The organism is Pseudomonas sp. BB438, from assembly GCF_057180225.1.
Genome location: NZ_CM170001.1, coordinates 3,667,005 through 3,686,433, shown reverse-complemented (window position 1 = coordinate 3,686,433; position 19,429 = coordinate 3,667,005). Strand labels below are relative to the sequence as shown.

Genomic DNA, 19,429 nt, shown 5'->3' with positions numbered 1-19,429 from the left:
GCCGGTTAATTCGGGACCATGCCGCACACCATTACCGTTCATTACGCCCAGGGCATCCTGCAGGCCGCCCAACGCCTGGGCCTGCCCATACCCGCCGATCTGCAGGCGGACAGCCTGGCGCCGCGCATTCCCCTGCAGCGCCAGGATGCCTTCTGGGAAACCATCTGTGCCGCCTCGGGCGATCCGCTGCTGGGCCTGCGCCTGGGCAGCGCCCTGCAGGTCGGGCATCTGGATATGGTCGGCGCGTTGTTGATGAGCTGCGAGCATTACGGCGAGGCGCTGGAGGCCTTGCTGGAGTACTACCCGATCATCGCCGAGGGCAGCGAGTTCACCCGCGAGCAGGATGCGACTCAGGTTCGCCTGGTCTATCGGCCGAGCTACGTCGTGCGCCGCGAGGAGCGCGTGGAGGCCGCGCTGGCCAGCCTGGTGCACCTGACCCGCTGGATTACCGGCGACCGGGTGAAGCCAAAACGCCTGGCGCTGAGCCATGCCGCGCGGGGTGAGCCTTATCGTTACGGGGAATTGCTGGAATGCCCGGTGGATTTCGCCTGTCCCGAGAATGCGCTGGGCTTCACCGTGGCCGATCTCGATGTGCCGCTGATCCAGGCCAACGCCCCGATGCGCGAGCACCTGCGCGCGCTGGCCGATGCGCAGCTCGAACGCCTGGGCGCGCAGAGCCTCGCCGCGCGCGTGCAGCAACTGCTCCGGCAGAATCCGCGCTGGGGCAAGGAGAAGGTGGCCGAGCAGCTGGAGCTCAGCGGCCGGCATCTCAACCGCAAGCTGGCCGACGAAGGCACCAGCTTCAAGCTGCTGCGCGAGCAGGTGCTGCACAGCATGGCCGAGCAGTTGCTGCGTCAGTCGTCGCGGCTGGGTGAGGTCGCCGAGCGCCTGGGCTTCTCCGACGAGAGCGCCTTCGCCAAGGCTTTCCGCCGCTGGAGCGGGATGACGCCCGGGCAATTCCGTCAGGGCAATTGAGCCCGTTCACGGGCGCGAGTGCTTCATCACGGCCAGCGCGTGGTCGGTAGGCAGGTCGACGCGCTGGGGAATGTCCCGTTGCTGTTCGATGACACCGGTGCCGGGCAATTTCGAGACGAAGAACTGATCGACGCCGAAGAACAGCAGGATGAGGGCGATGGCGCCGATCCAGCAGAGCACGTCGTAGTCCAGGGGACTGCCACGGTGCTGGCGTTGCGAGCGGAGGGGGGAGGCGTTCTTCTTCATGGCGGGCACCGCGTTCTGGGGTCAGGGTCGGCGAAACCAGGGGAATGCCTGGATTCGCTGACCATTTTCCGGTTGACGGTGACGCCGATGATTCAGAGAGCTCTGTAGGACGAGTAGGAATTACCCCAGAATCCTACGCAGCGTGGCTGGCTCGATTGCCCCAGCGTGGGCGTCAGGCGCCCGGCAGGGCCTTGTCCTTGGGCCAGAGCAGCCACAGCTGGCCATCCTGCTTCATGTGCCCGGCCAGTTCGCCGGCCGCATCGCCGGTGCCCCAGAACAGGTCTGCACGGACTTCGCCGACGATGGCGCCACCGGTGTCCTGGGCGGCCACCGGGCGCACCACCGCAGCGCCGTCCGGGCGGGTGGTGGAGAGCCACATCAGGCTGCCCAGCGGAATCACCTTGCGGTCGATGGCCACGCTGTATCCGGGGGTCAGCGGCACGTTGAGCGAGCCGCGCGGGCCCTCGTTGCTGTCCGGGCGCTGGCTGAAAAATACATAGCTGGGGTTGCTCGCCAGCAGCTCGTCGACGCGCTGCGGGTGGGCGCTGGCCCAGTCGCGGATGCGCGCCATGCTGACTTCCTCCTTGCTCAACTCACCCTGTTCCACCAGCCAGCGGCCCACCGGCTTGTACGGCCGGCCGTTCTGGTCCGCGTAGCCCAGGCGCAGTTGGCGACCGGAGGCGAGCTGTACCCGGCCGGAGCCCTGGATCTGCAGGAACTGCAGGTCCATCTGATCGGGCAGCCAGGCCAGCACCGGCGCATTGACCCCGTCGCGGCGGATGCCGGCGGCATCGGCATAGGGCACCAGGGTGTTGCCTTCGAGCTTGCCGCGCAGGCGCTTGCCCTTGAGTTCGGGATAGACGCTGTCCAGCGCCACGGTGATCAGGTCCTTCGGCACGCCGTAGACCGGCACGGTGTGTTTGGCGTCGCGCTGCTGGCTGCCGCGATAGACGGGTTCATAGTAGCCGGTGATCAGGCCGTTCTTGCTGCCGCTGCCCGCACGCAGCTGGTAGGGCTGCAGGTGGGCCTGCAGGAACTGGCGGATCGCCGGGGCAGAGGCCGGCACGCTCGCCGCGTCCGCGCAGGTAGCGGCCCAGATGTCATCCTTCTTGAGGCGCACCGCGCAGGCCGAGCGCCAGGCGCTGAAGCCTTGCAGCACATCGGTGTCGGCGGTCTGCGGCAGGTCCGACCAATCGGCTCTGGAATAGGTGGGTGCCTGGGCCTGTTCGGGCTTCTTGCCGAACAGGCCGCAGCCGGAAAGCAGGGTGGCAACACAGAGGGTGGCGAGGAGAGGGCGGGTCCAGTGGCGGGACGAATCGGTCACGGGCGAATCCTGGCAGGCAAACGAAAGCCCGCTAGCTTGGGCAGACGCGGGGCGTGCGTCAAACGCATCGGTCGGATTTACATGCCTTGCAACGAATCCTGAGACGGACCGGTAGAATGTCGGCATGAATCGACTGACGGGTGGTTAGAGCGTGGAGGCAAGGCAGGGTTTCGTCCTGACCCGACATTGGCGGGATACACCCGAGGGTACCGAGGTGGGCTTCTGGCTGGCCACCGATGAAGGTCCCCGGCATGTGCTGCTGCCGCCGCAGACCTCGGTGGCCTTTGTGCCGGCCGAACAGCGCGCCCGCGCCGAGAAACTGCTGGTCGGCGAGCGCGGTGCCGAACTGCGCCCGCTGGGCCTGCGCGACTTCCAGCAGCGCCCGGTGCTGGGGCTCTACTGCCAGCAACATCGCCAGCTCATGAGCCTGGAAAAGCGCCTGCGCGAAGCGGGCGTGGAAGTGTTCGAAGCCGATATCCGCCCGCCGGAGCGGTACCTGATGGAGCGCTTCATCACCGCACCCGTGGCCTTCAGCGGCGAACCGACCCAGGGCGGCAGTACCATTACGGCGCAACTGCGCCCCGATCCGGATTATCGGCCGACGCTGCGGCTGGTCTCGCTGGACATCGAAACCAACATCCGTGGCGACCTCTATTCCATCGCCCTGGAGGGCTGCGGCCAGCGCCAGGTCTACATGCTCGGCCCGGCCGACGGCGTCGATGGCGAGCGTGACTTCGCGCTGGAGTATTGCGAGAGCCGGGCGCAATTGCTGGAGCGCCTGAACCGCTGGCTGGCCGAGCACGACCCGGACGCCATCATCGGCTGGAACCTGGTGCAGTTCGACCTGCGCGTGCTGCAGGAACACTCCAAGCGCCTGGAGATCCCGCTGCGCCTGGGGCGTGGTGGCGACGAGATGGGCTGGCGGCAGCACGCCTCAAGCAACCACTATTTCGCCGCGGCGGCGGGGCGGCTGATCATCGACGGTATCGAAGCGCTGCGCTCGGCGTTCTGGAGCTTCCCGTCGTTCAGCCTGGAAAGCGTTTCGCAGCAATTGCTGGGCGAGGGCAAGTCCATCGACAACCCCTACGACCGCATGGCCGAGATCGATCGTCGTTTCGCCGAGGACAAGCCGGCGCTGGCGAAATACAACCTCAAGGACTGCGAGTTGGTCACACGCATCTTCGAGAAGACCCGCATCCTCGACTTCCTGCTCGAACGCGCCAGTGTCACCGGGCTGCCGGCCGACCGCAGCGGTGGCTCGGTGGCGGCGTTCACCCACCTGTACCTGCCGGCGATGCACCGGCTGGGCTATGTCGCGCCGAACCTCGGTGGCAAGACGCCGGAGGCCAGCCCCGGCGGCTTCGTCATGGATTCGCGGCCGGGGCTCTACGAATCGGTGCTGGTGCTGGACTACAAGAGCCTGTACCCGTCGATCATCCGCACCTTCCTGATTGATCCGGTGGGGCTGGTGGAGGGCTTGAGCGACCCCTCGGACGAGGCTTCGATTCCCGGCTTCCGCGGCGGGCGCTTCTCGCGCACGCAACACTGTCTGCCGGCCATCGTCGAGCGCGTCTGGCAAGGTCGCGACGCCGCCAAGCGCGACGGCAACGCGCCGTTGTCGCAGGCGCTGAAGATCATCATGAACGCCTTCTACGGTGTTCTTGGCTCCAGCGGCTGCCGCTTCTTCGACCCGCGCCTGGCGTCGTCCATCACCATGCGCGGCCACGAGATCATGCGGCGCACCCGCAAGCTGATCGAAGGACAGGGCCATCGGGTGATCTACGGCGACACCGACTCGACGTTCGTCTGGCTCGGTCGGGCCCACGACGAGGATGCTGCGGCCGAGATCGGTCGTGCACTGGTGCGCCACGTCAACCAGTGGTGGGTCGAGCACCTGCGCGAGGAGTACGGGCTGGAAAGCGCGCTGGAAATCCAGTTCGAACGGCACTTCCGGCGTTTCCTGATGCCGACCATCCGCGGGGCGGAAGAGGGCAGCAAGAAGCGCTACGCGGGCCTGGTGCGGCGCGCCGATGGCAGTGAAGAGATGGTCTTCAAGGGCCTGGAAACCGTGCGTACCGACTGGTCGCCGCTGGCCCAGCAGTTTCAGCAGGAGCTTTACCTGCGCATCTTCCAGCGTCAGCCGTATCGCGATTACGTCCGCGACTACGTGAACCGCACGCTGGCCGGTGAGCAGGACGACCTGCTGATCTTCCGCAAGCGCCTGCGCCGGCAACTGGGCGATTACGAGCGCAACGTGCCGCCCCATGTGCGCGCCGCGCGCATCGCCGACGACTACAACGAGCGCCAGGGTCGCCCGCGCCAGTATCAGCGTGGTGGCTGGATCAGCTACGTCATCACGGTCAATGGTCCGGAGCCCCTGGAAACATTGAGCTCGCCGATCGATTACGACCACTATGTCAGCCGGCAGCTGCAGCCGATCGCCGATGCCATCCTGCCGTTCGTGGACGATGACTTCAGCGCGCTCATCGACCGGCAGATGGGGTTGTTCTGAATCCTGACGCCGACATGAAAAAGGCCGGCATTTGCCGGCCTTTTTCATGGCTTGGAGCGCATCAGTCGCCGCGGTATTCGCAACCGCTGGTGCAGGTTTCGTGCACGCGTACCTTGGACAGCTCCGGCAGCAGTGGCTTCAACTGCTGCCAGATCCAGCGGCAGAGGTTCTCGCTGGTGGGGTTTTCCAGGCCTGGGATATCGTTCAGGTAGTTGTGGTCGAGCTGGTCGTAGATCGGCCTGAAGATTTGCTTGATCTCGGCGAAATCGCGAATCCAGCCGGTATTCGGATCGACCTCGCCCTCGATATAGATGGCTGCACGGAAGGAGTGGCCGTGCAGGCGGCCGCACTGGTGCCCGGCGGGAACGTGGGGCAGGCGATGGGCGGATTCGAAGGTGAACTCTTTGAACAATTCCACGTGGTGCGCTCTGTGACGATTGCCGGCCCGGGAACGGGCCGGCCGGAAAATGGGCGCACAGTCTATCACCATCACACCCGCCGGGCCGGTCGATCCGGCCGGCGGCTCACTTGATCGCCAGGCGCTTCGCCAGGCGGTTGAGGTTGGCGCGGTCCAGGCCCATCTCGCGGGCCACGGCAGCCCAGTTGCCGTCGTGGCGTTCCAGGCTCTGGCTGATCATCCGGCGCTGGAAGGTGTCCGTTGCCGGGCGCAGTTCGCCGGCCGGCTCTAGGTCCGCAGCGTTTTCATTTTCGACGGCGACGCTGGCAGGCGTGCTGTTCTGGAGCGCGTTGAGGGTGAGGTCATCGACGCCCAGGCTGAGGATGCGCGAGCGCTGGGAGTGGTTCGCCAGCGCCTTGAGCGATGCGCGGCCGATCAGGTGTTCCAGCTCGCGCACGTTGCCCGGCCAAGCGTAGCCGATCAGCGCGGCCTGGGCCTCGCGGGTCAGGCGCAGGCTGCGCAGCCCGAGGCGCGGTCGGTTCTGTTCGAGGAAGTAGCCGGCCAGCAGCAACACGTCGTTGCCACGCTCGCGCAGTGGCGGCACACGCAGCGGATAGACGCTCAGGCGATGGTAGAGGTCGGCGCGGAAGCGGCCGGCGCGGACTTCCTCGGCGAGGTCGCGGTTGGTCGCGGCGATCAGGCGCACGTCCACATGGTGTTCACGGTCCGAGCCCAGGCGTTGCAGCTGGCCACTCTGCAGCACCCGCAGCAGCTTGGCCTGGATCGCCAGCGGCAGTTCGCCCACTTCGTCCAGGAACAGGGTGCCGCCATCGGCCAGTTCGAACTTGCCGCGCCGCTCGCCGACCGCGCCGGAGAAGGCGCCGCGGACGTGGCCGAAGAGTTCGCTTTCCACCAGGGTTTCCGGCAGCGCTGCGCAGTTCAGGCTGATCAGTGGCTGGGTGCGGCGCAGCGAGTTGGCATGGATGGACTGGGCGACCAATTCCTTGCCAACGCCGGTTTCGCCGGTGATCAGCACACTCAGGTCACTGCCGGCAACGACCTGGATCTCGCTCATCAGCACCTGGTGCGCCTTGCTCTGGCCGATCAGCTCCTTGGGCTGGTCACCGGAGGCGCGCTGATAGGCGTCGGCGCGCTGTTGCTCCTGCTCGGCGCGCAGGGCCAGGTCGGTCATGCGCTGGCTGGCCTTCACCGTGGCGGCGGCCAGGCTGGCGAAGGCTTCCAGGTTGTCCAGGTCGCCGGTGGAGAAGCGCTCGGGGTCCAGCGCGTCGAGGGTCAGCAGGCCCCAGGGCTGCTCGTCGAGGAACAGCGGACAACCCAGGCAGTCATGGACTTCGAGGTGGCCGTGGAGGCCTTCCACGAGGCCGTCGTAGGGATCCGGCAGGCCGCAGTCGGCAGCGAAGTGCGTAGGGCCGGGGTGCTCGATCAGGGCGCGCAGGCGCGGATGCTCGCTGATCTTGAAGCGGCGACCGAGGGTGTCAGGGCTCAGGCCATCGACGGCCAGCGGCACCAGTTGATCGCCTTCCAGGCGTAGCAGGGCGGTGGCGTCGCACGGCAGGAGGCCGCGCAAGGCTTCCAGCAGGCGGCGATAGCGTTCGCTTTCCGGCAGTTCGCGGGACAGGTCGGCGACCAGCGGGAGGAGGGTGGCCAGAAGAGGGTTGCGAGTCATATTGACCTCTGTGGAGTCGTTTTAACCCGGTAGTAACCAGGTCATTATGACTCGTTTCTGGGCGAAAGTGCCGGAAATAAAGGCCTGCAGGCTTGGCACGCTTCCTGAAATACCTCTGGCAGAAAGCACAGGTGGTCCCACTCACCGCCTGGCCAACCGAGGAGATCGCCATGCTGTCCAACGAACACCGTACCCTGGTCAAAGCCACTGTCCCGCTGCTGGAGACCGGCGGAGAGGCTCTGACCCAGCACTTCTACAAGATGATGCTCAGCGAGTACCCGGAAGTTCGTCCGCTGTTCAATCAGGCGCACCAGGCCTCTGGCGACCAGCCCCGCGCGCTGGCCAACGGCGTGCTGATGTACGCCCGCCATATCGACGAGCTGGAGCAGCTCGGCCCGCTGGTGGCCAAGATCGTCAACAAGCACGTTGCCCTGCAGATCAAGCCGGAGCATTACCCGATTGTCGGCAGCTGCCTGCTGCGGGCGATCCGCGAGGTGCTGGGCGAGGAGATCGCCACTCAGGCGGTGATCGACGCCTGGGCCGCCGCCTATGGTCAACTGGCCGACATCCTGATCGGTGCCGAAGAATCTGTGTACCGGCAGAACGCCGAGCAGCGTGGTGGATGGCGCGGTGCGCGGCGCTTCCGTATCGCCCGCAAGGACGTCGAGAGCGAGGAGATCACCTCTTTCTACTTCCAGCCGCTGGACGGCGAGCCGCTGCTGGACTTCCAGCCTGGCCAGTACATCGGCCTCTCCCTGGACATCGCCGGTGAGGAAGTGCGCCGTACCTACTCGCTGTCCGATGCGCCCAACGGCCGTGAGTACCGCATCAGCGTGAAGCGCGAGCCGGAAGGCAAAGTCTCGAACTACCTGCATGACCAGCTCAAGGTGGGCGACGAGCTGGACCTGTTCCCGCCGGCGGGCGATTTCGTCCTGCGGGATGGCGACAGGCCGCTGGCCCTGATCACCGCTGGCGTGGGCATCACCCCGGCGTTGGCCATGCTCAAGCCGGCGCTGGCGTCCGGTCGCGACGTGCATTTCATCCACTGCGCCCGCCACGGTGGCGTGCATGCCTTCCGTGAGTGGGTCGAGGCGCAGTCCGACGCGCATCCGCAGCTCAAGCACTACTTCTGCTACAGCGAGCCGCGTGAACAGGACGGTGCCCACGTCGAAGGCTTCCTCAGCCGCGAGCTGCTGGCCGACTGGCTGCCGGAAGATCGCGATCTGGACGCCTATTTCCTCGGTCCCAAGCCGTTCATGGCCCAGGTGAAGCGTCACCTGCGCGAGATCGGCGTGCCCGAGCAACAGTCCCACTATGAGTTCTTCGGCCCGGCCAGCGCGCTGGAGGCGTGAACCACAGCGCCGGCCCGATGGCGGGCCGGCGCAACCCGAGGAGGTGTGAGATGGAAGGACTTTTCGCTTGCCCGAAACGCAACCTGTCGATGTCCTGGTCGCTGCTGACTGGCGGGCTCGTCCTGCTGCTGTTGGGAATCGTGGGAGCCTATTTCGTCGACGGCCATCTGAACCTGCAAAGCATTGTCGCAGCGCATGCCTTCACCATCCTCGGCCCAACATTATTGAAGCTGGGCTACGTGCTGCGACTCGTCGCCCAGCATCAGATGCGCAAGGACGGCTGGGAGGCTTGCTGTGTTACTGGTTGATCGAAAGGCTCTGCTGACCATTCCGCCCCTGTGGCGCCTGGGCTTCCGCCCGTTCTTCCTCGGCGGCGCGGTGTTCGCGCTGATCGGCATCGCGGCCTGGGCGGCGGTGCTACTCGGCGTGTTGCCGGCCTGGCAACCGCTGGGAGGCTGGTTGGCCTGGCACCGTCACGAAATGCTCTTCGGCTTTGCCGCGGCGATCATTGCCGGCTTCCTGCTGACGGCCGTGCAGACCTGGACCGGACGTCCCGGCGTGAGCGGCACGCCATTGATGGTGCTGACGCTGGTCTGGCTGGCTGCGCGACTGGGCTGGCTGGTCGGTGCGCCGCTGTGGCTGGTCACGCCGCTGGAGCTGGCATTCATGCCGGCGCTGGCCTTCTTCATTGGTCGCAGTCTCTGGCAGGTCCGGCAGACGCGCAACTACCCGATCATCGCGGTGCTCAGCCTGCTGACCCTGGCCGATGCGCTGGTGATCGCCGGCGTCTGGACCGGTAACGACGGCTGGCAGCGGGGCGGCGCGCTGGGCGCGCTGTGGCTGGTGGCGGCACTGATGGGGCTGATCGGCGGCCGTGTGATTCCCTTCTTCACCCAGCGTGGGCTGGGTCGCACCGCCCAGGTGCCGGCCTGGAACTGGCTGGATAATTCCCTGCTGGGCGGCACCCTGCTGGTAGCGGTGCTGACCGCAGCAGGTGTCGGCCTGACCCCGCATCCGCTGGTGGGCGCCCTGTTCGCCGTGCTTGCCATGGGGCACCTGGTCCGCCTGTGGCGCTGGTACGACAAGGACTACTGGGGCGTACCGCTGCTGTGGTCGCTGCACCTGGCCTATCTGTGGATGACGCTGGCACCGGCGGGCATGGCGCTGTGGCACTTCTCGCCGACCTTCAACGTGAGCCTGGCGATCCACGCGCTTACCGTGGGCGGTGTCGGCGGCCTGATCCTGGCGATGGTTGCACGGGTCAGCCTTGGCCACACCGGTCGACCGCTCCAGCCGCCGAAGGTGATGCCCTGGGCCTTCGCGCTGCTCAACCTGGGTGTGGTCGCACGGGTGCTGCTGGTGATCGGGTGGCCGCTGGAAGGCCTGAGCATCGCCGCGGCGTGCTGGGTCGTGGCTTTCCTGCTGTTCACCTGGCACTACGGGCCGATGTTCTGGAAACCGCGGCTTGATGGGCAGCCGGGCTGATCGGAGTGTTGCGGTAACGCCGTCTTCGGCGGCGGTTCGCGGGCATGGCCCGCTCCTACAGAATCGCCCACCTGTAGGAGCAGGCCATGCCTGCGACCTTGTCGGTGCGCCGAACCCTCGTGGACGTGCTCAGTTGCCTTGCGGCGCCTGACGAAGTCGCTTGAGTTCATCCTTCAGCCAGGCGCTGGCGTCCTGCTTGCCGGCCGGGCAATCCACCTGATAGCGCTGTCCGCTCATGCTGCTTTTGGTCGCGGCGCGTTCGATGAAGTCTTCCGCGCTGTCGACCATGTCCTTGTTCGCCAGGTAATCCAGCTTCTTCTGCAAATGCGCCCGTGCCTCGGTGGCCGGGTACTCGCTGCCGTTGCGGATGAACTGGCAGTCGCTGTGCTCGACGAAATCGAGCAACTGGGTGATTTCCTTCTGTGCTTTGGCATCGACGGCAGCGTGCGCGCTGGCGCCGATGAACAGGAGCGAAACCAGGAGCGAGCGAAGCATTCGGTTGCGGGGCATGGCGATTCCTTGCTGTAGGCGTGAAGCTGCCGATTATGTCAGCGGCTGCAGGCGTTCGCCGAGGCGCCCGCTGTCTACCAGTTCAAGGAACTCGTCTCCCATCCGCCGGCTTTCGTCCATCGCCTTGCGCCAGTAGCGCTCGCGGCCAGCGTCGTCACCCACGTAGCGGTGGAAGTCTTTCCTGTCCGGCAGCTTGTTGTGCGGCAGGCGGGCCAGGTAGTCCTTCGACGGCGCGAGCAGCAGCACGTCCTGCAGGCGGCCGGCATCGCCGCGACGCCAGGGCAGGCCCTTGTCGAACCAGCCGGGAATCACCTTGTCGGTGAAGTGCGGGTAGAGCACGACGCCCTCGGGCTGGTAGGGCAGGTCCAGGTGGTAGTCCAGCAGCCCGCCGTCGCGGTAGGTCCCGGGGCCAGCGCCGGGGATGTCACGCACGCCTTCCATGACCATGGGGATGGAGCCGGAGGCGAGCAGGGCGTGGCGCAGGTTGGCCAGGTCCAGGTGCAGGTAGCGCGACGGGAAGTCCGACAGTTGCTCCAGCGGCGGCGCGCGGCGGGCGTCGTGGATGATCAGCCGTTCGAAGTGCCGGTGCAGGTGGCGACGGCCGACCAGGTTGTCGCGGATCACTGCGCCCAGGCCCAGGCCCAGGTTGGCCTTGCCGTCCTGCGCGAGGCGGCCGTGGCTCTTCACCACCACCACGTTGAGGCGGTACCAGGGGTTGTCCAGCACGCTGGCGTCGCGGCCATCGAGCAGGACGTCGAGCATCTTCGCGCAGCTTTTCGACACGTCGCCGATGCTCGCGTTACGGGCGAAACGTTGCTGGGTGTAGAGCTCGCCCAGGCGTCGGATGCCTTCGGCCGGGTCGGGCAGGCAGGCGCTGGCGAACCGCCAGGAGCCGATCGAGGCGCCGATCAGCGAGCGCTCGCGCGGTGCACGTGGCAGCCATTCACCGAACAGGGCGAGGTCCAGGCCCTGAATGCCAAGGGCTTTCGGGCCGCCGGCTGCGCCAGGGAGAATTCCTACATCGGCAGGCGCAAGGCCCTGCTCGCGGATGCGCTGGAGCGCGCGGCTACCGGCCTTGAGGGTGAGGGCGGGGGTCTTGATCTGGATGGCGGTCATGCGGGCCTCGCTGTGGCAGGCCGCGATTATAGAGCCTGTTGGCCAGGAGCAAGGATACTTCACGGGGTGAATGTCCGTTGCCGATTCAGCTTGAGTTAAGTCCTTCGTCTTAGTCTGACAGCAGTGAAATTCTGACGAGGTAAGCCCATGAAATGGCTGCTGATCATGACCGCATTCTCTGCCCTGTTGCTCGGCGCTGGCGTCGCCACGGCCCACGACATCGGCCCGGACGAGGCGCTGCGCCTGCGCGACGCAGGGACCATCCGCAACTTCGAGGCGCTCAACCGCATCGCGCTGGCCAAGCATGCCGGCGGATCGGTGTACGATAGCGAGCTCGAGCTGGAGCATGGCCGCTATCTCTACAAGGTCGACATCAAGGACGCCCAGGGCGTGAAGTGGGATGTCGAACTGGATGCGGTCACCGGCGAAGTCCTCACCGATCACCAGGATGACTGATGAAGACCGTTCTGCCACGCACGGCGCTGTTCGGCCTGGCGCTCGCCGTCCTGGCTGGCGTCACGCAGGCCCATGATCTGAGCCAGGACCAGGCCCTGCGCCTGAGCAAGGAAGGGGTGATCCGTCCCTTCGAGGAAATCCTCCCCGCCGCACTGAGCCGCTATCCCGGCTCGCGTCTGCTCGAAGCCGAGCTGGAGAAGGAGCACGGCAACTACGTTTATGAAGTCGAGTTGCTGACCGCCGACGGTGTGGTGCGCGAACTGGAGCTGGATGCCCGAGACGGCCGCATCCTCAAGGATAAGGAAGACGACTGATGCGCCTGCTACTGGTAGAAGACCACGTACCCCTTGCCGATGAACTCCTGGCCACGCTGACCCGCCAGGGGTATGCGGTGGACTGGCTGGCCGATGGCCGCGACGCTGCCATGCAAGGGGCCAGCGAGCCCTACGACCTGGTGGTCCTCGATCTCGGCCTGCCCGGCCGTCCCGGACTGGAAGTGCTGCAGGAGTGGCGCGGCATGGGGCTGACGACGCCGGTGCTGATCCTCACCGCGCGGGGCTCCTGGGCCGAACGCATCGACGGCCTGAAGGCCGGCGCCGACGACTACCTGACCAAGCCGTTCCATCCCGAGGAGCTGTTGCTGCGCATCCAGGCACTGTTGCGCCGCGCCCGCGGGCTGGCCAACCAGAGCCAGCTGGAAGTCGCCGGGCTGAGCCTGGACGAGTCGCGCCAGTGCGTGCAGCAGGGGGGCAAGGAGGTCGACCTGACCTCCGCCGAATTCCGCCTGCTGCGTTATTTCATGCTGCATCCCGGCCAATTGCTGTCCAAGTCGCACCTGGCCGAGCACCTGTATGACGGCGAGACCGAGCGCGACTCGAATGTCATCGAGGTCCACATCAACCATCTGCGCCGCAAGCTGGGGCGCGAGATCATCGAGACCCGCCGTGGCCAGGGCTACCGTTTCACCGGTCATGGAGCAGCCCGTTGATGTCGATCCAGCGCCGGCTCGGTCTCGGGCTCGGCGTCGTACTGGTGGTGATCGGCCTGGTACTGGCCCAGGCGGGCCTCTGGCTATTCGACCAGGGCCTGCGTCGTTACCTGGTGAACGGACTGCAGGACGAGGCGGAAAGTCTGCTGGTGGGCATCACCCGCGGCCCGGCCGGGCTGCAGCTGGACGGCCAGCGTGTCGACGCGACCTATGAACGGCTGTTCTCCGGGCGCTACTTCGTCATCCGGTTCGACGACCAGACCTGGCGTTCGCGTTCGCTCTGGGACAACGAGCTGAAGCTGCCCTCGCACACGGGGCTGGCCCAGTCGCTGGAGAAAGGCCCGGAGGGCCAGCGCCTGCTGGTCTATCGCGGTGACTACAAGCGCTACGGCAAGAAGCTCAGCATCGTTGTCGCGCAGGACTACACGCCCGTGCTCAAGAGCTTCAACCGCCTGCGCAACATCGGCCTGGGCGCGGGAGCTCTGGCCCTGCTGCTGATCCTGGTGTTCCAGGGTTTCGCCGTACGCCGTGCCCTGCGCCCGCTGGAGCGGGTGCGCCAGCAGATCGCGCAGTTGCAGGAAGGCCAGCGCAGCCAGCTGGATCGCCAGGTGCCGCGCGAGCTGGAGCCGCTGGTGGAGCAGACCAACCACCTGTTGCAGCACACCGAAGACACCCTGCGTCGCTCGCGTAATGCATTGGGCAATCTTGGCCACGCGCTGAAGACACCACTGGCCGTGTTGATCAGCCTTGCCGACCGCGAAGAGCTGCGCGAGCACCCAGAGCTGCGCCGGGTGCTGCACGAGCAACTGGAGCAGATCGAGCAGCGCCTGGCCCGTGAGCTGGGGCGTGCTCGGTTGGTAGGTGAAGCCCTGCCTGGTGCGCACTTCGATTGTGATGCGGAACTGCCGAGCCTGTGCGAGATGCTCAAGCTGATTCATGGCGACCACCTTGCCATCGACTGGCGAGCGCCACCGGCGACCCGTCTGCCGTATGACCGGGAAGACCTGCTGGAGATGCTCGGCAACCTGCTGGACAACGCGTGCAAATGGGCCGATGCGCAGGTGCGCCTGACGGTGGAGAAGGGTGTTGAACATTACCGCCTGAGCGTGGACGACGATGGGCCGGGTATCGCCGAGGACCAGCGCGACAGTGTGCTGGAACGTGGCACGCGGCTGGACGAGCAGGTGGCCGGGCACGGTCTGGGCCTGGGTATCGCGCGGGATATCGCGGCGGCCTGTGGCGGCAGCCTGCGACTGGAAGGCAGTGAGCTGGGTGGGTTGCGGGTGGTGATCGAGTTGCCGCGGCGGGCGGGGTGATGCTGTTCACGAGAATGCCGTGCTCGCGAACGGGAACTGGCACCGGCCTCGCCGGCGGGTCGCGGGCATGGCCCGCTCCTACAGGAGCGAGCCGTGCCGCGGAGAGTCAGACGCGGAACTGATCCATCAACCCCTGCTGGTGGTTCGCCAGCTTGTTCAGCGACTGGCTGACCTGCGCCGATTCCTGCGCCTGGCTGGACAGCGATTCGGTGACGTCGCGGATGCCCGCCACGTTGCGGTTGATCTCCTCGGCCACCGCGCTCTGTTCCTCCGCGGCGCTGGCGATCTGCAGGTTCATGTCGGTGATCACCCCCACCGCATCGCCGATGCGCTTCAGCGCGGCCACCGCCTGTTCGACCTGATTCACGCTGTCCTGCGCCTGGCGATGGCTGTTGCTCATCGCGCCGACCACGTCGCGGGTGCCGTTCTGCAGGCCTTCGATGACCTGACGGATTTCCTCCACCGAGTCCTGGGTGCGCTTGGCGAGGTTGCGCACCTCATCGGCAACCACCGCGAAGCCGCGACCGGCTTCACCGGCACGGGCTGCCTCGATGGCGGCGTTGAGTGCCAGCAGGTTGGTCTGCTCGGCGATGCCGCGGATCACTTCCAGCACCGAACCGATCTGCTCGCTGCTGGCCGCCAGACCCTCCACCTGGCTCATGGCGCTGCTCATGTCGCTGGCCAGTTCGTCGATCAGGCGGGTGGTGTTGTCGATCACGCTGAGGCCGTCGCGGGTCGCACCATCGGCGCCGCGTGCCGCGTCGGCAGCCATGGCGGCGCTGTTGGCGACGTCGTGGGCGGTGGCGCTCATCTCTTGCGAGGCGGTGGCGACCTGGTCGACTTCGCGGAACTGCTGCTGCATGCCGGCGCTGGTCTGGCTGGCGATTTCCGAGGACTGGTCGGCGGTGGCGCGGGCGTCCTGTACCGAAGACTTCACGTCCCGGATGATCGGCTGCAGCTTGTCGAGGAAGCGATTGAACCAGCCGGCCAGCTCGCCCAGCTCGTCCTTGCCGGTGTAGTCCAAGCGCTTGGTCAGGTCGCCTTCGCCACTGGCGATGTTGCGCAGCATGGCGGCGACATTGAGGATCGGCCGGGTCACGCCGCGGGCGGTAAGCCACATGGCGAACAGGCCGATCAGGATGGCGATGAGCCCGAAGCCCAACTGATAGACGGTGCCCTGCAGGCTCTGGCCGTCCAGCTCGTTCTGCAGCTCGATGGCCGGACCGAGCAGGACGTTCTGCGGGACTTCCAGCAGCACGCCCCAGGGTTTGGAGCCGGGGATCGGTTGCAGCGGTTCGACCACGCGCAGTTGGTCATCCTGGCGGAAAACCTGCTCATGGTTGGCGGCAATGGCCTGCAGCAGGTCGGCACCCTGGTTCGGGTAGACCTCCTTGAGGCTCTTGCTCAGCTTGGAGGCATCGGCGCTGTGGCCGGCGAGCAGGCCGGCGGCGCTGACGATGCTGACGCGCCCCTGGCCGTCATACAGTTCCTGGCTGCCTTCGACGCTGATTTCCTGCAGCTTCTCCATGCTGATATCCAGGCCCATGACGCCGATGACCTTGCCGTCCAGCTCCAGCGGGAAGGCGATGCTGGTCATCAGCATGCGCTTGTTGCCGACGTCATCGAAGTAGGGGTCGAGGACGCACGGCTGGCCGGTGGTCTTGGGGCAGGTGAACCAGGCGTTATAGGCACTGCCGCTCGGTCCGGGGCTGGCGTCCTGCAGCAGGGATTCGGCCATGGCCTCGGACTCCAGCTTGCCCGGTGTCGCCTGGGACCAATAGATGGAGAAACGACCGGCGTCGTTGCTGCCCAACTCGCTCTGGCCGGCGAACAGCTTGTCCTTGCCATCCAGTGCGTCAGGCTCGAAGGCGACATAGAGACCCAACAGTTCCGGGTTGCCTTCCAGGGCGGTCTTCACCTGGCGGGTCAGGTCTTCGCGCAGGTCGTAGGCGTCGAGGAAGCGCTTCTGCGCCTGGTCGCGAAGGAACAGCACTTGCCGCGAGAAACCCTTGCCGTATTGGTAGGCATCCATGATGTAGCGCTGAATGCGCATGGCCTGGACTTCGCCACGCGACTGCAGGCGCGCCTTCGCGGCTTCATCGAGCATCTGCGTGCTCGATTGCTTGACCAGCGCGGTGCTGTGTTGCGTGCGGTAGACGGACAGGCCGGACAGCAGCGACACGACGCCGAGCAGGCAGAGCCCGGCAAGCAACGTGATCTTCCACTGGATGGAGAGACGGCGCAGCAGCATGGAGAGGAATCCTTGTTTTAACTTGGCCTCGGGATGCCTGGTGTATCGGCCTTTCCCGCATCTTCTTGACCCGTGACGGAGCGAAACGTCAGAAAACAGGCGATTCTGGCGTGCCGTTGCGACGGGCAACGACTTTCAGGCAAAAAGCGTGCGCAGCGCGGGGAAAACCCCGCCGAACAGTCTCGGAAACGTCTTGATTCGACTCGTTTTTTGACACCCGGGCGGGCGTTTGGCAGAGTGCGCGCCTTTTGCCCGCACCCGGCGCGGCGATGTGCAAGAGGAGTGGTGAAGATGAATGCGGTGCTGATTGCCATTGGCCTGATGCTGGTGCTGAGCCTGTGTCGCGTGCACGTGGTGGTCGCATTGATCGCTGGTGCGGTAGTGGGCGGCCTGCTTGGCGGCCTGGGCATGGACGGCACGCTCAAGGCGTTCAACGAAGGGCTGGGCGCCGGTGCGACGGTGGCGCTGTCCTACGCCATGCTCGGCGCGTTCGCCGTGGCCATTGCGCGCTCCGGAATGGCGCACGCCCTGGCGGACCGCGCCCTGGCGATGCTCGGTCGCCACGAAGCGAACGGCTCCAACGGCTTCAAGTGGTTGATGGTTGGCCTGCTGCTGGTGGTGGCGATTTCCTCGCAGAATATCCTGCCGATCCACATCGCCTTCATCCCGCTGCTGGTGCCGCCGCTGCTCTACGTGCTGACACGCCTGCAGATCGACCGCCGGCTGATCGCCTGCGTCATCACCTTCGGCCTGATCACGCCCTACATGTTCCTGCCGGTGGGATTCGGCAACATCTTCCTGAACCAGATCCTGCTGGCCAACGTGGCCCGCGCAGGCGTCGATGTGCAGGGCCTCAACGTCACCCACGCCATGCTGATCCCGGCCCTGGGCATGGTCTGTGGCCTGCTGATCGCGGTGCTCTTCAGCTACCGGCGCAAGCGCGACTACGACCTGGAGCGCATCGAGCAGGCCGAGCGGGTCGATACGCCCTACAGCAGGATGAGCCTGGTCGTGGCAGGGGTCGCGGTCGCAGCGGCCTTCGCCGTGCAGCTGCTGCTGGACTCGATGATCCTCGGTGCGCTGGTTGGCTTCCTGGTGTTCTCGCTGTCTGGCGTGGTGCGCTGGAAGGAAGCGGACGACCTGTTCACCGAAGGCATGAAAATGATGGCCATGATCGGCTTCATCATGATTGCCGCCCAGGGCTTCGCGGCGGTGATGACCGCCACCGGACAGGTCGCCAGCCTGGTGGACAGCGCCGCCGGCTGGATCGGCAGCAGCAAGGCGCTTGGGGCCTTCATGATGCTGCTGGTGGGCCTGCTGGTGACCATGGGCATCGGTTCGTCCTTCTCCACGGTGCCGATCATCGCGGCGATCTTCGTGCCCCTGGCGGTGCACCTGGGCTTCAGCCCACTGGCCATCGTCAGTATCGTGGGCACCGCCGGTGCGTTGGGCGACGCGGGCTCGCCGGCGTCCGACTCCACCCTTGGCCCGACCTCCGGCCTGAATGTGGACGGGCAGCACAACCACATCTGGGACACCGTGGTGCCGACCTTCCTGCACTACAACCTGCCGCTGCTGGTCTTCGGCTGGGTGGCCGCGATGGTGCTCTAGACCGTTGATCAAGGGCCCGGCGCGCGGCAATTGCGCGCTGAAAGTTGCACTTGGCAGGGCAACTGCTGACTAATGAGCAGGTTTATCCATCCATGGACCCGCTCATGTTCGAATCGAAACTGGAATACCGGACGTTCCTCGCCCTGCTGCTGGTGGTGACACTCGCCTTCGGCTGGATCCTGCTGCCGTTCTATGGGGCGGTCTTCTGGGGCACCATCCTGGCGATCATCTTCGCACCGCTGCAACGCCGCCTGCGGGTGAAACTCAACGGGCGCAACAACCTGGCCGCGCTGATTTCACTCGGTGTGTGCTTCCTGATCGTGATCCTGCCGGTGACCTTCATTGCCGGCGCACTGGTGCAGGAGGGGGCGACTGTCTACCAGCGGCTGAAGTCGGGTGAGCTGAACTTCATCGCCTACTACCAGCAGGCGGTTGCCGCTCTGCCGGGCTGGGCGCACCAGTTGCTGGAGCGCTTCGACCTCGCCGATCTGTCCAGCCTGCAGGAAAAGCTCTCGGCGGGCGCGATGCAGGCCAGCCAACTGGTGGCCACCAAGGCCTTCAGCATCGGCCAGAACACCTTCGAGTTCGTCATCAGCTTCGGCATCATGCTGTACCTGCTGTTCTTCCTCCTGCGCGACGGTCCGGCGCTCGGGCGCCGCATCAAGCAGGCAGTACCGCTGAGCGTCGAGCACAAGCAGCACCTGTTCACCAAGTTCACCACGGTGATCCGCGCCACGGTGAAGGGCAACATAGCCGTCGCCGCGACCCAGGGCGCCCTGGGCGGGCTGATCTTCTGGTTCCTCGGTATCCAGGGCTCGCTGCTCTGGGGCACGCTGATGGCCTTCCTGTCGCTGCTGCCGGCCATCGGCGCCGGGCTGATCTGGGTGCCGGTGGCGGCCTACTTCCTGCTCACCGGCGCGATCTGGCAGGGCGTGGTGCTGACGCTGTTCTGCGTGGTGGTGATCGGCCTGGTGGATAACATCCTGCGCCCGATCCTGGTCGGCAAGGACACCAAGATGCCCGACTACGTGGTACTCATCTCGACCCTCGGCGGCATGTCGCTGTTCGGTCTCAACGGCTTCGTCATCGGCCCGCTGATCGCAGCGCTGTTCATGGCATCCTGGGACCTGTTCACCGGGCGTGAGGAAACATCGGTTTCGCCCTGAACGAAACGAGCGCCGTGGAAGCGGGGCTCGTTCCTTT

Annotated in this window: 18 protein-coding genes; 11 read left to right on the top strand and 7 right to left on the bottom strand. The window is 66.1% G+C overall.

Annotation, left to right across the window (positions count from 1 at the left end):
* The first annotated feature begins 18 nt into the window (after positions 1-18).
* Entirely contained in the window at positions 19-975 is a 957-nt protein-coding gene (gene qhpR / locus AC1ZV1_RS16890) for an AraC-like transcriptional regulator QhpR (RefSeq protein ID WP_484292714.1), read from the top strand.
* Between the two features lie 6 nt (positions 976-981).
* On the opposite strand, the gene AC1ZV1_RS16885 is transcribed toward qhpR, so the two are convergent.
* Positions 982-1,221 carry a hypothetical protein gene (locus AC1ZV1_RS16885; protein WP_484292713.1) on the bottom strand — a complete coding sequence of 80 codons (240 nt, stop codon included), beginning with the start codon at positions 1,219-1,221 and terminating at the stop codon, positions 982-984.
* 172 nt (positions 1,222-1,393) lie between these two features.
* Positions 1,394-2,545 carry a murein transglycosylase A gene (gene mltA, locus AC1ZV1_RS16880; RefSeq protein ID WP_484292712.1) on the bottom strand — a complete coding sequence of 384 codons (1,152 nt, stop codon included), beginning with the start codon at positions 2,543-2,545 and terminating at the stop codon, positions 1,394-1,396.
* A 151-nt stretch (positions 2,546-2,696) separates the two neighbouring features.
* Here mltA and AC1ZV1_RS16875 point away from each other — a divergent pair, with 151 nt between their 5' ends.
* Positions 2,697-5,057: a DNA polymerase II gene (locus AC1ZV1_RS16875; protein WP_484292711.1), complete on the top strand. Its 2,361-nt coding sequence runs from the start codon at positions 2,697-2,699 to the stop codon at positions 5,055-5,057.
* Between the two features lie 61 nt (positions 5,058-5,118).
* Here AC1ZV1_RS16875 and queD read toward each other — a convergent pair whose 3' ends face one another.
* Together queD and norR are read right to left on the bottom strand one after the other, a co-directional pair.
* Positions 5,119-5,475, bottom strand: coding sequence for a 6-carboxytetrahydropterin synthase QueD (gene queD, locus AC1ZV1_RS16870; protein ID WP_484292710.1), 357 nt, complete (start codon positions 5,473-5,475; stop codon positions 5,119-5,121).
* Positions 5,476-5,581: 106 nt separating this feature from the next.
* Positions 5,582-7,141 carry a nitric oxide reductase transcriptional regulator NorR gene (norR, locus tag AC1ZV1_RS16865; protein ID WP_484292709.1) on the bottom strand — a complete coding sequence of 520 codons (1,560 nt, stop codon included), beginning with the start codon at positions 7,139-7,141 and terminating at the stop codon, positions 5,582-5,584.
* A gap of 170 nt (positions 7,142-7,311) precedes the next feature.
* Here norR and hmpA point away from each other — a divergent pair, with 170 nt between their 5' ends.
* Genes hmpA through AC1ZV1_RS16850 form a run of 3 tightly spaced genes read left to right on the top strand, consistent with a single transcriptional unit; the run spans position 7,312 to position 9,978 of the window.
* Positions 7,312-8,493, top strand: a complete 1,182-nt coding sequence (gene hmpA, locus AC1ZV1_RS16860; RefSeq protein WP_484297580.1) for an NO-inducible flavohemoprotein — start codon at positions 7,312-7,314, stop codon at positions 8,491-8,493.
* Between the two features lie 50 nt (positions 8,494-8,543).
* Entirely contained in the window at positions 8,544-8,801 is a 258-nt protein-coding gene (locus AC1ZV1_RS16855) for a transmembrane sensor/regulator PpyR (protein WP_484292708.1), read from the top strand.
* Positions 8,788-9,978, top strand: coding sequence for an NnrS family protein (locus AC1ZV1_RS16850; RefSeq protein WP_484292707.1), 1,191 nt, complete (start codon positions 8,788-8,790; stop codon positions 9,976-9,978). Before AC1ZV1_RS16855 ends, AC1ZV1_RS16850 begins: the two co-directional genes overlap by 14 nt.
* 129 nt (positions 9,979-10,107) lie before the next feature.
* On the opposite strand, the gene AC1ZV1_RS16845 is transcribed toward AC1ZV1_RS16850, so the two are convergent.
* Positions 10,108-10,488 carry a YfeK family protein gene (locus AC1ZV1_RS16845; RefSeq protein WP_484292706.1) on the bottom strand — a complete coding sequence of 127 codons (381 nt, stop codon included), beginning with the start codon at positions 10,486-10,488 and terminating at the stop codon, positions 10,108-10,110.
* Between the two features lie 33 nt (positions 10,489-10,521).
* Positions 10,522-11,604, bottom strand: coding sequence for a patatin-like phospholipase family protein (locus AC1ZV1_RS16840; RefSeq protein WP_484292705.1), 1,083 nt, complete (start codon positions 11,602-11,604; stop codon positions 10,522-10,524).
* Positions 11,605-11,751: 147 nt separating this feature from the next.
* On the opposite strand from AC1ZV1_RS16840, the gene AC1ZV1_RS16835 reads away from it, so the two are divergent.
* From AC1ZV1_RS16835 to AC1ZV1_RS16820, 4 genes are read left to right on the top strand one after another with little or no spacing between them, the layout of a single operon-like run.
* Positions 11,752-12,060, top strand: a complete 309-nt coding sequence (locus AC1ZV1_RS16835) for a PepSY domain-containing protein (protein WP_484292704.1) — start codon at positions 11,752-11,754, stop codon at positions 12,058-12,060.
* Entirely contained in the window at positions 12,060-12,374 is a 315-nt protein-coding gene (locus AC1ZV1_RS16830) for a PepSY domain-containing protein (RefSeq protein WP_484292703.1), read from the top strand. The genes AC1ZV1_RS16835 and AC1ZV1_RS16830 overlap by 1 nt, the downstream gene beginning before the upstream one ends.
* Positions 12,374-13,048 carry a response regulator transcription factor gene (locus AC1ZV1_RS16825; protein WP_484292702.1) on the top strand — a complete coding sequence of 225 codons (675 nt, stop codon included), beginning with the start codon at positions 12,374-12,376 and terminating at the stop codon, positions 13,046-13,048. The genes AC1ZV1_RS16830 and AC1ZV1_RS16825 overlap by 1 nt, the downstream gene beginning before the upstream one ends.
* Positions 13,045-14,364, top strand: a complete 1,320-nt coding sequence (locus AC1ZV1_RS16820) for an ATP-binding protein (protein ID WP_484292701.1) — start codon at positions 13,045-13,047, stop codon at positions 14,362-14,364. Before AC1ZV1_RS16825 ends, AC1ZV1_RS16820 begins: the two co-directional genes overlap by 4 nt.
* Positions 14,365-14,470: 106 nt before the next feature.
* On the opposite strand, the gene AC1ZV1_RS16815 is transcribed toward AC1ZV1_RS16820, so the two are convergent.
* Positions 14,471-16,615 (bottom strand): methyl-accepting chemotaxis protein, encoded by a 2,145-nt coding sequence (locus tag AC1ZV1_RS16815; RefSeq protein WP_484292700.1) that lies wholly within the window; start codon positions 16,613-16,615, stop codon positions 14,471-14,473.
* 291 nt (positions 16,616-16,906) lie between these two features.
* Here AC1ZV1_RS16815 and AC1ZV1_RS16810 point away from each other — a divergent pair, with 291 nt between their 5' ends.
* Both AC1ZV1_RS16810 and AC1ZV1_RS16805 read left to right on the top strand, forming a co-directional pair.
* Positions 16,907-18,226 (top strand): Na+/H+ antiporter family protein, encoded by a 1,320-nt coding sequence (locus AC1ZV1_RS16810; RefSeq protein ID WP_484292699.1) that lies wholly within the window; start codon positions 16,907-16,909, stop codon positions 18,224-18,226.
* Positions 18,227-18,330: 104 nt separating this feature from the next.
* Positions 18,331-19,392: an AI-2E family transporter gene (locus tag AC1ZV1_RS16805; protein ID WP_484292698.1), complete on the top strand. Its 1,062-nt coding sequence runs from the start codon at positions 18,331-18,333 to the stop codon at positions 19,390-19,392.
* Positions 19,393-19,429: the final 37 nt, after the last annotated feature.